This window comes from Gordonia jacobaea (genome assembly GCF_001186365.1).
Classification (GTDB): domain Bacteria; phylum Actinomycetota; class Actinomycetes; order Mycobacteriales; family Mycobacteriaceae; genus Gordonia; species Gordonia jacobaea.
On record NZ_LDTZ01000026.1, the window covers coordinates 54694 to 70007 of the forward strand.

The 15314-nt window shown below is 65.4% G+C and carries 9 protein-coding genes and 1 pseudogene; 8 read left to right on the forward strand and 2 right to left on the reverse strand.

The genetic code is table 11. The features are described from left to right. Positions 1-39 precede the first annotated feature (39 nt). The 4 genes from ABW18_RS21295 (at position 40) to ABW18_RS21310 (ending at position 9922) form a co-directional block, all read left to right on the forward strand. A complete protein-coding gene (locus ABW18_RS21295) occupies positions 40-1149 on the forward strand; it encodes a glutathione S-transferase family protein (protein WP_049701000.1) in 1110 nt (369 codons plus the stop codon). Beyond that, complete coding sequence (locus tag ABW18_RS21300) at positions 1146-1886, forward strand: hypothetical protein (RefSeq protein ID WP_049701001.1); 741 nt, start codon at positions 1146-1148, stop codon at positions 1884-1886. The genes ABW18_RS21295 and ABW18_RS21300 overlap by 4 nt, the downstream gene beginning before the upstream one ends. Beyond that, entirely contained in the window at positions 1883-5788 is a 3906-nt protein-coding gene (locus ABW18_RS21305; protein ID WP_152930172.1) for an ABC transporter ATP-binding protein, read from the forward strand. Before ABW18_RS21300 ends, ABW18_RS21305 begins: the two co-directional genes overlap by 4 nt. A gap of 255 nt (positions 5789-6043) precedes the next feature. After that, the gene (locus ABW18_RS21310) at positions 6044-9922 is read left to right on the forward strand and encodes a multifunctional oxoglutarate decarboxylase/oxoglutarate dehydrogenase thiamine pyrophosphate-binding subunit/dihydrolipoyllysine-residue succinyltransferase subunit (protein ID WP_049701002.1); all 3879 of its coding nucleotides are present in this window, start codon (positions 6044-6046) and stop codon (positions 9920-9922) included. A gap of 109 nt (positions 9923-10031) precedes the next feature. On the opposite strand, the gene ABW18_RS21315 is transcribed toward ABW18_RS21310, so the two are convergent. After that, positions 10032-10400, reverse strand: coding sequence for a nuclear transport factor 2 family protein (locus tag ABW18_RS21315; RefSeq protein WP_049701003.1), 369 nt, complete (start codon positions 10398-10400; stop codon positions 10032-10034). A 112-nt stretch (positions 10401-10512) separates the two neighbouring features. Between ABW18_RS21315 and ABW18_RS21320 the strand changes: the two genes are divergently transcribed. Beyond that, a complete protein-coding gene (locus tag ABW18_RS21320) occupies positions 10513-11385 on the forward strand; it encodes a LysR family transcriptional regulator (protein ID WP_049701004.1) in 873 nt (290 codons plus the stop codon). A 279-nt stretch (positions 11386-11664) separates the two neighbouring features. On the opposite strand, the gene ABW18_RS21325 is transcribed toward ABW18_RS21320, so the two are convergent. After that, a complete protein-coding gene (locus tag ABW18_RS21325; protein ID WP_005205773.1) occupies positions 11665-12246 on the reverse strand; it encodes a TetR/AcrR family transcriptional regulator in 582 nt (193 codons plus the stop codon). A 103-nt stretch (positions 12247-12349) separates the two neighbouring features. On the opposite strand from ABW18_RS21325, the gene ABW18_RS21330 reads away from it, so the two are divergent. The 3 genes and pseudogenes from ABW18_RS21330 to ABW18_RS21340 form a co-directional block, all read left to right on the forward strand. After that, complete coding sequence (locus ABW18_RS21330) at positions 12350-13891, forward strand: flavin-containing monooxygenase (protein ID WP_049701010.1); 1542 nt, start codon at positions 12350-12352, stop codon at positions 13889-13891. Positions 13892-13952: 61 nt separating this feature from the next. Then, complete coding sequence (locus ABW18_RS21335) at positions 13953-14783, forward strand: SDR family NAD(P)-dependent oxidoreductase (RefSeq protein WP_049701011.1); 831 nt, start codon at positions 13953-13955, stop codon at positions 14781-14783. A 189-nt stretch (positions 14784-14972) separates the two neighbouring features. Next, positions 14973-15314: pseudogene (locus tag ABW18_RS21340) on the forward strand (HNH endonuclease); the annotation flags it as partial.

A 15314-nucleotide genomic window follows, 5' to 3' on the forward strand; every position in this document is an offset into this window, starting at 1 on the left:
CGGGTGCCAACCGTCGGTGGCGATCACTACTGTGGAGTCATGAGTCCCGCCCAGTCAGGCACACAAGCCGAGTCAGGCACACAAGCCCAGTCAGGCACACAAGCCCCGTCAGGCAAACAAGCCCAGTCAGGCACGCAGGCGTCCTATGTCACCAGCGGACAGGAGTTCGTCCGCGATACGCAGTACATCGAGACCCGCATCACGCGCGATGGTCGCGACGGCTATCCGGTCGAGGCAGGTCGGTATCGACTTGTTGCGGCGCGCGCGTGCCCGTGGGCCAACCGCACGCTGATCGTTCGGCGACTCCTCGGTCTCGAGGATGCGATCTCGTTGGGACTGTGCGGTCCCACCCATGACAAGGACTCGTGGACGTTCGACCTCGACCCCGGCGGCGTCGACCCCGTCCTGAAGATTCCACGTCTCAAAGACGCGTACGAGAAGCGGTTCCCCGGTTATCCGAAGGGCATCACCGTACCGGCGATCGTCGACGTCCCCAGCGGTGAGGTCGTGACCAACGACTTCAAGCAGATCACCGTCGACTTCGAGGTCGAGTGGTCCGACTATCACCGCGAGGGGGCACCCGACCTCTACCCCGAGCACCTACGCGACGAGATCGAATCCGTCAGCAAGGGTGTCTACACCGAGGTCAACAACGGCGTGTACCGCTGCGGATTCGCCGGCAGTCAGGACGCGTACGACAAGGCATACGACAGGCTCTTCACCAAACTCGACGAACTGACCGAACGCCTGGCATCGCAGCGCTACCTGGTGGGCGACACCATCACCGAGGCAGACGTCCGGTTGTTCACGACGCTTGCGCGATTCGATCCGGTCTATCACGGGCATTTCAAGTGCAATCGGAGCAAACTGTCGGAGATGCCGGTGCTGTGGGCGTACGCGCGCGACCTCTTCCAGACTCCGGGTTTCGGCGACACCGTCGACTTCACACAGATCAAGCAGCACTACTACCTGGTCCACCGCGACATCAATCCCACCGGGATCGTGCCCGACGGCCCGGACCTGAGGAATTGGCTCACTCCTCACCATCGCGACGAGCTCGGGGGCAGCCCCTTCGGAGATGGAACGCCACCACCCCCGCCGCGGCCGAATGAGGTCGTGCCAGCACAGGATTGGGTACCACTGCCATGACCGAAGCCAAACGAACCGAACAGAAACCTCCCGCGAAGGCGGTCGAGGTGACCGGGGGCCTGCTGGACAAGGCCCAGCGCCTCCAGGCTCCGGCGGTCAAGAAGTACGTGGACGCGCTGCGTAAGGCGCATCCAGACGAGTCGCCGGAGCAGATCATCCGGAGGCTGGAGAAGCAGTTCCTGCGGACCGTCATGGGAACGGGTAGCGCGGTCGGCGCGACCGCGGCGATCCCCGGGGTCGGCACCATGACGGCGCTGACCGCGATGACGGGCGAGACCGCCCTGTTCCTCGAAGCCTCGGCGTTGTTTGCACTCGCCGTCGCCGAGGTACACGGCATCGGCGTCGAGCAGTCCGAACGACGAAAGACGCTCGTCCTGGCGGTGGCTCTCGGTGAGGAGGGCGTCGCAGCGCTCGGCCGCCTCATCGGCACCCGAGGTGGCGCACTGCGTCGACTCGGAACCGCAGCCATCCCCGGTGGTGGCCTCGGGAAACTGAACACCACTTTGATGAACAAGATCGTCAAGAAGTATGCGATCAAGCGCGCGCCGCTCATCTTCGGGAAGCTGATGCCTGCAGGTATCGGAGCCGTTGTCGGCGGTGCCGGAAACCGCGCACTCGGACGTCGCGTCGTCCTCAACGCACGCGAGGCGTTCGGTCCGGCGCCGAAGTCGTGGCATGGCGATGTCGTCGACGGGAGCGTCGTCACCGAACCCGGCCTGCCCGCCGGGGATCGGTGACCGGCTCCCTCACGGACAGCCCGGCCCCGATCCGAGATGCCCCACCCACCAACAATCCGACTCCCGCGCAGCACACCGGCTGGATTCGTCGACTCTCCACTGAATGCTGGCGACATCGCAGATTGGTGGTCGTCACTCTTGCGGTGACCCTGGTTGCCGTTGCCGTCGACCTCGTCGCGCCCCTGCTGGCCAAGGCTGCGATTGATCACGCGACCGGAGCGCAACGCGGCGGCGCGACAATCTCGGTGATCGTCGCGGCGCTGCTCGTGTTGGCGGTCGTGCGTTACGCCTGTCAGTTCGGGCGCAGGCTCACCGCGGGACAACTGTCGATCAGCGTGCAGAATGCGTTGCGGCTGCGCCTGATGCACACGCTGCTGCATCTCGACGGCGCCGCTCAGTCACGCATCAGCACGGGACAGGTTGTCTCGCGGTCGATTTCGGACCTGCAGATCGTGCAGGGACTGCTGGCCGTGGTCCCGTTGTCGGCGGGTGCCGCGGTCCAGGTGGTGATCGCGATCGGGATCATGGCCTATCTGTCGCCGCTGCTGACGGTCGTCGCGTTGAGCATCATCCCCGTCGTCGGCATCGTCGTCTTCACTACGCGCAGAAAGCTTTTCGCCGCCACCTGGTCGGCGCAGCAATCTGCGGCCAACGTCGCACAGCACGTCGAGGAGACCGTGACCGGCGTGCGGGTGGTCAAGGGATTCGGTCAGGAGTCGCGAGCCGTCGACGAACTCGTCGGCCTCGCGCGCGACCTCTATTCAAAACGCCTGCGCGCGGCCAAGATCAACGCGCGGTTTGCCCCGACGATGGCGGCAATACCCCAGTTGGGCATGGTCGCGGTCATCGCTCTCGGCGGGTGGCTGACGTTGCGCGGCACCATCACCGCGGGCACCTTCCTCGCATTCGCGACCTACGTCGCCACGATGACGTCACTGGCACGCCTGCTGACCAACGTCGTGGTCAGTGGCCAGTTGGCCCGCGCGGCCGTCGACCGTGTCTACGACGTCATCGACGAACCCACCGACCCCGGCGACCGACAGACCGGCACACTGCCCGACGGCGCTCTCGGACTTCGCTTCGACGACGTCGAATTCGCGTTCGGCGACAAAGCCGTCCTGCACGAGATCGACCTCGACATCGCTCCCGGCGAGTGCGTCGCGATCGTCGGACCACCCGGCTCCGGGAAGTCGACCATCGCGGAACTGACCAGCCGCTACCTCTCCCCGACCGCCGGCACGGTGTCACTGGTCTCGACCGATGGCTCCCACGATGTCGCCACGCTCTCCCCCGACAGTCTGCATTCCGCGGTCGCCGTCGTCTTCGACGAACCGTTCCTCTACTCCGACACCATCGCCGCCAACATCGCACTCGGCGTTCCCGCGGATGCACGCACACTGCCGGACGGCTCGCCACATCCACGCCTGGTCGACGCCGCGGCCCGCGCCGACGCGCTCGAGTTCATCTCGGCACTGCCCGACGGATTCGACACCATCGTCGGCGAGCGGGGCCTGACCCTCTCGGGCGGCCAACGACAACGCATCGCGCTCGCCCGCGCACTGTATGCCGACCCGCGTGTGCTCGTTCTCGACGACGCGACATCTGCCGTCGACGCCGCAACCGAATCGCGCATCCTGCGTGACCTGCGCAGCGGCGGCGATACACGGCCGACGATGCTCGTCCTCGCGCATCGACGGTCGACGCTGATGCTGGCCGACCGTGTGGCCGTGCTCGACGACGGGCGGATCACCGACATCGGTACCGTCGCCGAACTCGATGCCCGCAGTCCGCGCTTCCGAGCTCTGATGACCGGCGTGGTCCCCGAGGCGCCCACTGCGCGGGCCGCGCTGCACGACACTGCTCCTCGGGTGGCGGCACCTGCGGTGGTGGATGACTCACTCATGACCCGGCTGTGGCCGCCCGTCGATCCGGGAGCGCCGCCCGCAGACGACAGCGCGGCGTCGACGATGTCGCGCATCGCCGCGCCACCCGGTCGCGGACCGAGTGGTCGCGGGGGCGGCGTGGCGAGCGCACTCGGTTCGATGCAGGCGACGCCCGCGTTGCTCCGGGCCGTCGACGCCCTGCCACCCGCCGATGAGGATCCCCGGGTCGACACCGCGTCGGTGCGTCGCGAGAACCGAGAGTTCAGCCTCTGGGGCATCCTCTCGCCGGTGCGCCTCCTGCTGATCACCGCGATTGTCTGCATCTCGCTGGACACGCTCATCGGACTCGCCTTTCCGTCGTTGGCCCGCGCGGTCCTCGACGCTGCGGGCCGCGCAGACGAAGCGCGCTTATGGGAGGTCGCGGCCTTCGGTGTGGGACTGGTCGCGCTCGGCTGGATCGTCGGCGCCGCGATGACGTTGACATCGACACGCGCAGGCGAGCGCGTCCTGTTCGGCCTCCGGGTGCGCAGCTACGCGCACCTGCAGCGACTGGGTCTCGACTACTACGAGCGCGAACTGTCCGGCCGCATCATGACGCGGATGACCACCGACGTCGACGCGTTGTCGACGTTCCTGCAGACGGGCCTGACCTCGGCGATCGTCGCCGTGCTGACACTCGTCGGAGTCACCGTCGCACTACTGCTCACCGATATCGAACTCGGACTGATCATCCTGCCCGTCTTTCCGATCATGATCGCCGCGACCATCGCGTTCCGACGGGTTGCCGCGGAGGCGTACACGCGCTCGCGGGAACTGGTGAGCGTGGTCAACGCCGACTTCCAAGAGAACATCGCGGGGATCAGAACCACACAGACCTACCGCAACAGCGACATCGCCATGACCCGCTTCACCGATCGCACCGTCGAATGGGTGCGCGCACGAATGCGTTCACAACGGGCCATCTCCGTGTACTTCCCGTTCATCACGCTGATGTCCGACGTCGCGGCGGCCGTGGCGATCGCCGTCGGCGCACATCGCATCTCGGCCGGAACGATGCAGGCGGGCACACTCGTCGCCTTCATTCTCTATCTCGCATTGCTCTTCGGTCCGGTGCAGCAGCTCTCGCAGGTCTTCGACGGCTATCAGCAGGCAGTCGTGGGGCTTCGACGCATCGCGGACCTCCTCCGCACACGCAGCTCCCTCGAATCACGCGAGGATCGAATACCGGTTCCCGCCAACGGTTTCGACGGCGACATCGAACTCGACGACGTCGGGTTCCGGTACACCGGCGCTCATGCCGACGCCCTGCGCGACGTCGAACTGACCATCCCGGCAGGCTCATCGCTGGCGCTCGTGGGACGCACGGGGGCGGGCAAATCGACGGTCGTCAAACTGCTCGCCCGCTTCTACGACCCCACCAGCGGCGAGGTCCGCATCGATGGGACCGACATCCGCGACTTCGGACTGCTCGACTACCGACATCGGATCGGCCTCGTACCCCAGGAACCACACCTGTTCACCGGGAGCGTCGCCGAGAACATCGCCTACGGCCGACCCGACGCCGACCGGACACAGATCGCGGCCGCTGCACTCGCCGTCGGCGCCACCGATGTCATCGCCGGACTCGACGGCGGGATGCGCCACCAGGTCGGCGAACGCGGCGGCGGATTGTCGTCGGGCCAACGTCAGCTCATCGCGCTCGCGCGGGCCGAACTGGTCGACCCCGACCTCCTGCTTCTCGACGAAGCGACCGCGACCCTCGACCAAGCGACCGAAGCGCTGGTCCTCGCGGCGGGCGAAACCGTCACACGTCGACGCACCTCGGTGATCGTCGCCCACCGTCTCGCGACCGCGGCGCGCGCCGATCGGATCGCCGTCGTCGACAACGGGCGGGTCGTCGAGTTGGGAACACACGACGAGTTGCTGTCGTTGGGTGGAAGGTACCGCGCGTTCTGGGATGCAGGTGTCGATCCGGACGTCGACGGTATCGAGCCTGCTCACGGCGACGATCGCGTCTGACGATCGACGTTGCTCACCAGGGTTGCGGGTCGGGGCCGCAACGGGGTGTGACGTCGGCGCGGTCGGTACACGGGGCGCAACGTCGCGCGCGTAGCATGAGCAGGTGGTGCGTCGTAGTCTTCACAAGGGACTCGGTCTCCACAAGGGACTCCACGACGCGAGCGAGCGACCCGACACCAGAGGGAATTGAGGCGAGATACCGCTGTGAGCAGTTCGATATCAGATTTCGGACAAAACACGTGGCTGGTCGACGAAATGTACCAGCAATTCAAAAAAGACCCGAACTCGGTCGACCCGAGTTGGCACGATCTGCTGAAGGACTACAAGCCCGGCGACGACGGCTCGTCCAACGGCACCTCAGCTTCATCTGCGGGGGCATCGTCTGCGGCCAAGTCCACAACCGCGGCGACCACCAAGACCGCATCGACCACGACAGCGCCCGCGAAGAACACGGCGTCGGGCAACGGGTCGGGTACCGCACACAGCAACGGTGCGTCGAACACTGCAGCCCCGAAGAAGCCCGCACCGGCGAGCAGCAATGGCAGCGCCTCGTCCAACGGCAAGCCCGCACCTCGACAGGTCACTCTCGACCAGGAGCCGACCCCGCGTCCGGCCACCACCAACTCCCACGCCCGTGAATCGACCGCCACCAAGGCCGCGTCGGGTCACAGCGTCGCGAGCCGCGACGGATCGTCGCGATCGCAGAAGGTGCCCGCGTCGGCCAAGGCCGCGTCGGCAACCGCCGACGCAGCACCCGCCGAGGACACCGAGAAGGTGCTTCGCGGCGCGTCGGCCGCAGTCGCCAAGAACATGACGGCGTCGCTGCAGATCCCGACCGCGACCTCGGTTCGTGCGATCCCGGCCAAGCTGATGATCGACAACCGCATCGTCGTCAACAATCATCTGGCCCGCACCCGCGGCGGCAAGATCAGCTTCACCCACATCCTCGGCTACGCGATCGTCCAGGCGATCAAGGCGTTCCCGAACATGAACCGCCACTTCGCCGAGATCGACGGCAAGCCGAATGTGGTCACCCCTGCGCACACCAACCTCGGACTGGCGATCGACCTCGTCGGCAAGGACGGCAACCGCTCGCTCGTCGTCGCCGCCATCAAGAACTGCGAGACCATGGGTTTCGCCGAGTTCTACGCCGCGTACCAGGACATCGTGCGCCGTGCCCGTGACGGCAAGCTCACCGCGGAAGACTTTGCGGGCGTGACCATCTCGCTGACCAACCCGGGCACCATCGGCACCGTGCACTCCGTGCCGCGCTTGATGAAGAACCAGGGTGCGATCGTCGGCGCCGGAGCGATGGAGTACCCGGCAGAGTTCCAGGGTGCGAGCGACGAGCAGATCGCCGAGCTCGGCGTCGGCAAGCTGATGACGCTGACCTCCACCTACGATCACCGGATCATCCAGGGCGCCGAATCGGGCGACTTCCTGCGCAAGATCCATGAACTGCTGCTCGACGACGCGTTCTACGACGAGTTGTTCACGGCGTTCCACATCCCCTACGAGCCGATCCGCTGGCGTCGCGACATCCCTGCGGGAGTCGTCGACAAGAACGCCCGGGTGCTCGAGCTGATCGCGGCCTACCGCAACCGTGGCCATCTGATGGCCGACACCGATCCGCTCATGATGGACAGCTATGCGCGGACGTCGCATCCGGATCTCGACATCCTGACCTACGGCCTGACGCTGTGGGACCTCGACCGCACCTTCAAGGTCGGTGGCTTCCACGGCCAGGACACGATGAAGCTGCGCGACGTCCTGTCGATTCTGCGCGATGCGTACTGCCGCCACGTCGGCGTCGAGTACACCCACATCCTCGAGCCCGAGCAGCAGCGCTGGGTTCAGGAACGCGTGGAGATCAAGCACGTCAAGCCGCCGGTCGCCGAGCAGAAGTACATCCTCTCCAAGCTCAACGCCGCCGAGGCATTCGAGACCTTCCTGCAGACGAAATACGTTGGGCAGAAGCGTTTCTCGCTCGAGGGTGCGGAATCTGTCATCCCGATGATGGATGCCGTGATCGACCAGAGCGCCGAGTACTCGCTCGACGAGGTCGTCATCGGAATGCCGCACCGCGGCCGCCTCAACGTGTTGGCCAACATCGTCGGCAAGCCCTACTCGAAGATCTTCACCGAGTTCGAGGGCAATCTGAATCCGTCACAGGCCCACGGTTCCGGCGACGTGAAGTACCACCTCGGCGCCGAGGGCAAGTACTACCAGATGTTCGGCGAGAACGAGATCAACGTCTCGCTCACCGCCAACCCGAGCCACCTCGAGGCCGTCGACCCGGTGTTGGAGGGCCTCGTCCGCGCGAAGCAGGATCTTCTACCTGAGGAACGCGAGTTCTCCATCCTGCCGCTCATGCTGCACGGCGACGCCGCATTCGCAGGCCAGGGAGTCGTCCCCGAGACGCTGAACCTCGCGATGCTTCCGGGTTACCGCACCGGCGGCACCGTGCACATCGTGGTCAACAACCAGGTCGGCTTCACCACGGCGCCGGAGCACTCGCGGTCGAGCGAGTACTGCACCGACGTCGCGAAGATGATCGGTGCCCCGATCTTCCACGTCAACGGCGACGACCCCGAGGCGTGCGTGTGGGTGGCCAAGCTGGCCGTCGACTACCGCGAGATCTTCCACAAGGATGTCGTCATCGACCTCGTCTGCTTCCGCCGTCGCGGACACAACGAGGGCGACGACCCGTCGATGACCCAGCCCGCGATGTACGACGTCATCGACACCAAGCGTGGTGTGCGTAAGTCCTACACCGAGGCTCTGATCGGTCGTGGCGACATCTCGACCAAGGAGGCCGAGGACGCCCTTCGCGACTACCAGGGTCAGCTCGAACGTGTCTTCAACGAGGTCAAGGAACTCGAGAAGTTCACTCCCGAGCCCAGTGAGTCCGTCGAGGACGATCAGCCTCTGCCGCAGAAACTCGTCACCGCCGTCGACAAGACGGTTCTCGAGCGCATCGGCGATGCGTTCTACGACACACCGGACGGCTTCACGCCGCACCCGCGTGTCAAGCCGGTGCTCAAGCGTCGTCACGAGATGAGCCGCGACGGCCACGTCGACTGGGCGTTCGCCGAGTTGCTGGCTTTCGGTTCGCTCGTGCTCGAGGGACGTACCGTCCGCCTGTCCGGCCAGGATTCGCGACGCGGCACGTTCAGCCAGCGTCACTCGGTCCTCATCGACCGGGAGAACGGCTCCGAGTACACGCCGCTGAACCACCTCGCACCGCTCGACGGCGACGCCGATTCCGAAGGCCGCTTCATGGTCTACGACTCGCCGCTCTCGGAGTTCGCGGTTGTCGGTTTCGAGTACGGCTACTCGGTGGGCAACCCCGATGCACTGGTGCTGTGGGAGGCGCAGTTCGGCGACTTCGTCAACGGCGCACAGTCGGTGATCGACGAGTTCATCAGCTCCGGCGAGGCCAAGTGGGGTCAGCGCTCCGACGTCGTGCTGCTGCTGCCGCACGGCCACGAGGGGCAGGGTCCCGACCACACCTCGGGACGTATCGAGCGGTTCCTGCAGTTGTGCGCCGAGGGTTCGATGACGGTCGCTCAGCCGTCGACGCCCGCGAGCTACTTCCACCTGCTGCGTAGGCACGTGCTCGACGGGATCAGCCGCCCGCTGATCGTGTTCACGCCGAAGTCGATGCTCCGCAACAAGGCTGCGGTCAGCCCCGTGGAGGACTTCACCGACGACAAGTTCCGCTCGGTGATCGATGATCCGAAGTTCCTGAAGGACAGCGGTGATCGCAGCAAGGTCAAGCGCGTTCTGCTGGTGAGCGGCAAGATCTACTACGAGATCGCCGCCCGTCGGGACAAGGAAAGCCGCGACGACATCGCCGTGGTCCGCGTCGAGCAGCTCTACCCCGTGCCGCATCGTCGTCTGCAGGAGACGCTCGAGAAGTACCCGAACGCCGACGATTTCGTGTGGGTGCAAGACGAACCCGCCAATCAGGGGCCGTGGCCGTTCCTCGGACTGTGGCTGCCCGAGATGCTGCCGAACCTCCTCAAGGGTCTGCGCCGCATCTCGCGTCGCCCGATGTCGGCACCGAGCTCCGGCTCGTCGAAGGTGCACGCCGTCGAGCAGCAGGAGATCCTCGACGAGGCGTTTGCCTGAGGCGTCGAATAGCAACGAGTGAGGGCCGCACCTGTTTCGGGTGCGGCCCTCACTCGTTTGTCGATCAACGTCGGAAACTCACATGAGTCCCAGCGGAAGGACTGAGCGGTCAGCTCTCCGAGAGCGGACGCGGATCGAATGTCACGCGAATCCGCGTGATCAGGCCGTTCTCGACGTGACTCCAGTTCGCCGTCGGTAGTGATGCGTTGTCGGTGACCAGGTCAAACCACGTGATCGCATCGGCACCGTCCACAACACGCGCGTGCAAGACGAGATCGCGCATCAGGTGCTCCGACATCCCGCGCAGACCGGCAATGCACTCGTCGATTCCGCGAGCCGTCCCCATCACACCGACGAAGTCGACGTCGGGGGCGAGAACCGAACGCAACCGGTCGAAATCGCCTGCGCGCCATGCGTCGAAGTAGGTTGTCGCCGCATCCCTGGTGACCGCCGTATCGGCCTGCGCAGTTGTCCACAGTCATCTCTTCTCCCTTTCGAAGCATCGGTCAGTGGGTGTTCGTACTCCAGACTGCTCGGCGGCAATTAATCTGTCCAACATCGACTTCTTATAGCATTTATCATTGCGAGTCATGGAACTGCATCAGCTCCGCTACCTCCTCGCGGTCGTCGACACCGGATCGTTCACCGCTGCGGCGTCGACTCTGCACATCAGCCAGTCGGGTGTGAGCACTCAGATTCGCAAGCTCGAGAACGAACTGGGGATCGCACTGCTGCAGCGCACCACACGACGCGTGACGTTGACGAGCGAAGGAGAGCGAGTACTGCCCGCCATACGCGGGGCGGTCGAGGGAGTCGACGCGGTCGTCGCTCTGGCCGACGATCTGCGCGGCCTCACCACAGGGACACTGCGGGTAGGCACCGTGAGCGGACTCACCTGGCAGCCCATCTTCGACGCCATCGCGAGCATGCACCACGATCACCCCGGGGTCGACATCTCGGTCCGCGAAGCCATCTCGACGACGCTCATCGACGGGGTGCACTCGGGCGAGCTCGACGTCGCGATAGCTGCGTGGTCGGGCGAGCCGCCCCAGCACGTGCACACCACAGTCATCGTCGACGACGCGCTGCACGCCGTCGTCGCGCGAGATCATCCGTGGGCGACGCGTGCCGATGTGGGACCCGAGGAGATCGCCGGTGCCGACCTCATCTCGCTCACCCGCGGCACCGGCGCCCGCACAGCACTCGACGCCCTGCTGGCACGTGAGCGAGGCGCTCGGGTTCCGCGCTGGGAGGTCGCAACGCCGTCACTTGCGCACATGCTGACCACGCGCGGGCTCGGCGTCGCCGTACTCAGCGAGAGCACCGCAGCCACGTGGCGAGACACCGTCAGCCTGCCGATCACCGACCCTGCCGCGCGATCCACGCTCGGCATAATCTGGCGCGAACCCCCGTCACCGGCGACCGCTGCCCTGCTCCGCGAGATGCGGCGTCGAACCGGCTGATCCCCGAGGATTCCCGTACGACGAACGCACGACGCAGGCCTTCCACCTGCACCGACGTCGGCGGATCATCAGTAGTCATGGCCGGTCTGATAGTCGTAGCAGTGCTCGTCGTCGTCTTGACGCCCTTGGCTCTGATGTACCGGCGGGCGTGCAGGCAGGCTCGGGAGTTTCGTGAATTCCGACGCGCACAGGGGCTCTCGGATCCGAGTCAACGGCCACCGTTCCCAGGAGACCCGACCGGCGGCAACTGGGGTTTCTGGGGTCCCTGATACGCCTGGTTCAGTGCGCCGGAAGATCGGTGAGGGTCGTGACAAGGGCGGGCAGGGACGAGGAGATCACGGCAAGCAGCTGGTCGCGGGTGATCTCCCCATCGGTGAGCCAGCCGATCGTGACCTCCTCGACAAAGGCGATCCACCCGAATGTCGCGAGTCGGACCGCCGGGGTGACCTCGACGCCGAGCGCAGGTGCGTGATCGAGGATGCGCTCGGCCATCACCGCTCTGGTGCCGTCGATCACGGCCCGCATCGCCGGGTCGGTGCTCGACGCGCCGCGCAGGAATGCGGTGTAGGCGCTGCGATGCTCGCTGACGTAGTCGACGAACGCTGACAACGAGCTCCACAGGATGGCGAGCGGATCGTCGAGGGTCTCGTCGGGTGCTGTCAGCCGCAACATCTCCTCGCCCTGCGCCTTCGCGATGGCGACGTGAAACTCCTGCTTCGATGCGAAGTAGTGAAACAGCAGTGCGCGGGACACACCGGCGACCTCGGCGATCGCGTCGATGGACACCTCATCGAGAGGCCGCTCCGACACCATCTGCAGCCCGAGCGCGATGAGCTGGTCGCGTCGGGCCTCCGGGCTCATCCTCGTGCGCTTCGTCTGGGTCACAGACACAGTCTAGGCGACTTATTGACCGGTGTTCAATAGCCTATTGACTAATGTTCAATAGGCTCCTAGTGTCATGAGCATGACAACGCACAATGTTGAGGTTGCCATCGTCGGCGCCGGATTCTCCGGCCTCGGCGCGGCGATCAAAATGAGCCAGAACGGCTTCACCGACTACGTCATCCTCGATCGCGGAGCCGATTTCGGCGGCACCTGGCGCGACAACACCTACCCGGGCGCCGCGTGCGACGTCGCGTCGAACCTGTACTCGTACTCGTTCGCCCCCAATCCCGGATGGTCGCGCTCGTACTCCCACCAGCCGGAGATCCACCGCTACATCAACGACGTTGCGGATCGTTTCGGCGTGCGCGACAAGGCCAGGTTCGGTGTCGAGGTCACCCGCGCCGCGTGGAGCGAGTCGCAACAGCGCTGGCTGATCGACACTGTGCCCGCCGGAACCGATCCGGCCACCGCTGCCGTGACGACGTACTGGGCACAGCACCTCATCGGCGCGGTCGGGCCGCTCTGCGAACCCAACCTTCCCGACATCGACGGAATCGAATCGTTCGGCGGCACGGTCATGCACTCCGCGCGCTGGGACGACGACGTCGAGCTCTCGGGCAAGCGCGTGGCCGTGATCGGCACCGGCGCGTCGGCCATCCAGATCGTCCCCGAGGTGGCCAAGCGCGTCGCGCATCTCGACGTGTACCAGCGCACGGCGCCGTGGATCGTCCCCCGCACCGAGCGGCCGTACACTCCTGTCGAGCACTGGCTGTTCAAGAACGCACCCATCGTGCAGAGCGCCAGCCGCGCAGGGGTGTACGCATTCAACGAGTTCATCGCCTTCGGCCTGACCCACTCGCGCAAGGCACTCAAGCCCGTCGAGATCGTCGCCCGCGCCAACATCGCACGCGGAATCCGCGACCGAAAGCTGCGCGACAAGGTCACTCCCCGCTTCCAGGTCGGCTGCAAGCGAATCCTGCGATCGAACGCCTGGTACCCGGCACTCGATCGACCCAACGTCGACCTCGTCACCGACCCCATCGCACGCGTGACACCGTCGGGCATCGTGACCGCCGACGGCACCGAACGCGAGATCGACGTATTGATCGTCGCGACGGGCTTCCACGTCACCGATTCGCCCGTGTTCGACTGCATCGTCGGCGCCGAGGGACACTCACTCGCACAGGCGTGGGAGACGAACGGAATGCAGGGCTACAAGGGGTCATTCGTCCACGGTTTCCCGAACATGATGCTGATGGTCGGGCCGGCGACCGGCCTCGGTCACACCTCGATGGTGTACATGATCGAGTCGCAACTCAACTACCTCGTCGACTATCTCAAAACCGTTCGGACACAAGGGATCACGCGTGTCGACGTCGACGAGAAGTCGCAGCGCGGGTACAACACCGGTATTCAGCACGCGCTGCGTCACAGCGTCTGGGTCAATGGCGGCTGCGCCTCCTGGTACGCCGACGACAACGGCAACATCACCACGCTGTGGCCGGGCTTCACATTCAACTTCCGCAAGCAAACCCGACGGTTCGACGTCGCTGCATACGACGTAGCTCGCGATTCGTCGGCGGCCGACACACCGGCCGTGCTCGCGAGCACCCGCGCCTGATCTCGACTTCATCCGCGTGCACGCCGGATCTCGCACGCATCAACACACACAGGAGAACACCATGAAGAATTTTCGCGACAAGGTCGTCGTCGTCACCGGTGCGGGCTCGGGCATGGGCCGCGAACTGGCGGTGAAGCTGGGCCAACAGGGCGCCAAGCTGGCGATCTCCGACGTCAACCCCGACGGTCTCGCGACGACGGAAAAGCTCGTCGCCGAGACCGGCGCACCGGTGCACGCCCAACTGCTCAACGTCGCAGAGCGTGAGGCGGTTCTCGATTACGCCGACACGGTCATGGCCAACTACGGCAAGGTCAACGTCGTCTTCAACAACGCGGGCATCGCGCACCACGGCGAGATCGAGCGCACAGAGTTCAAAGACATCGAGCGAGTCATGGATGTCGACTTCTGGGGCGTCGTGAACGGAACGAAGGCCTTCCTGCCACACATCATCGCGTCGGGCGACGGCCACATCGTCAACACGTCGTCGCTGTTCGGCCTGCTGTCCGAGCCGGGCCAGGCGGCCTACAACTCGGCGAAATTCGCGGTCCGCGGATTCACCGAATCGCTCAACCAGGAGATGCTGATCGCCAAGCACCCCGTACGCGTCACGTGCGTGCATCCCGGTGGCATCAAGACCGCGATCGCGCGCAACGCCACGGTCGCCGACGTTTACGACCAGGCGAACTTCGCCCAGTTCTTCGACAAGTACCTCGCGCGCACCTCGGCATCGTCGGCTGCCGACACCATCATCAAGGGCGTGAAGAAGAACAAGGCGCGCGTCCTCATCGGCGCCGACGCCATCGTGCTCGACGTCTGGGTGCGTCTCGTCGCCTCGAAGTACCAGGGCGTCGTGGCGGGCGTGACCAAGCGCGTCACCACCTCGTTCCGCTGACCGCTGTCGTCGTTGCTCAGTTCGTGCGATAGACGACGTAGTCGACCGCACGAACTGAGCGACGCCCTCCTCGCCTATTGGGCGGTATCCACAGGGTCGAAAAATTGTTCGAGAATTCCTCGACGCTGTCGGTATTGCCGGGTAATGTAGAACACATATTCGACATGACGGGGGCGGGGGTGGCGGCACGTGAACAGCAAAGATCTTGGGACCGGCGGCGCGCCTTGGGCTCTGGCGTCGGCAGCGGCGGGTTCCGCGGACGCTGTCGTGGCGGAGAAGCTGTCACGGCTTGCCGCAGTGTTGGATGAGTTGGCTGCCGTCGATGTGTCGTTGGTGTCGGACGCGGCGCTGGTTGAAGCCACTGTGGAGGCCGAACGCCTGGCGTTGCGGACTGCGGGTGCGGTGACGGATCGCCTGATTGTGGAAGCCTCCGACCGGGATCTGCCCCGCGCGTTGGGTTTCCGCGATGTTCGCAACTTCATGGGGCAGGGTCTGCACATTGGTGATCCGGCGGCGCGGCATCGGGTGATC

Coding starts and splice junctions, on each gene's coding strand:
- ABW18_RS21295 (WP_049701000.1), top strand. CDS start 40: ATGAGTCCCGCCCAGTCAGGCACACAAGCCGAGTCAGGCACACAAGCC.
- ABW18_RS21300 (WP_049701001.1), top strand. CDS start 1,146: ATGACCGAAGCCAAACGAACCGAACAGAAACCTCCCGCGAAGGCGGTC.
- ABW18_RS21310 (WP_049701002.1), top strand. CDS start 6,044: ATGTACCAGCAATTCAAAAAAGACCCGAACTCGGTCGACCCGAGTTGG.
- ABW18_RS21320 (WP_049701004.1), top strand. CDS start 10,513: ATGGAACTGCATCAGCTCCGCTACCTCCTCGCGGTCGTCGACACCGGA.
- ABW18_RS21325 (WP_005205773.1), bottom strand. CDS start 12,246: ATGAGCCCGGAGGCCCGACGCGACCAGCTCATCGCGCTCGGGCTGCAG.
- ABW18_RS21330 (WP_049701010.1), top strand. CDS start 12,350: ATGACAACGCACAATGTTGAGGTTGCCATCGTCGGCGCCGGATTCTCC.
- ABW18_RS21335 (WP_049701011.1), top strand. CDS start 13,953: ATGAAGAATTTTCGCGACAAGGTCGTCGTCGTCACCGGTGCGGGCTCG.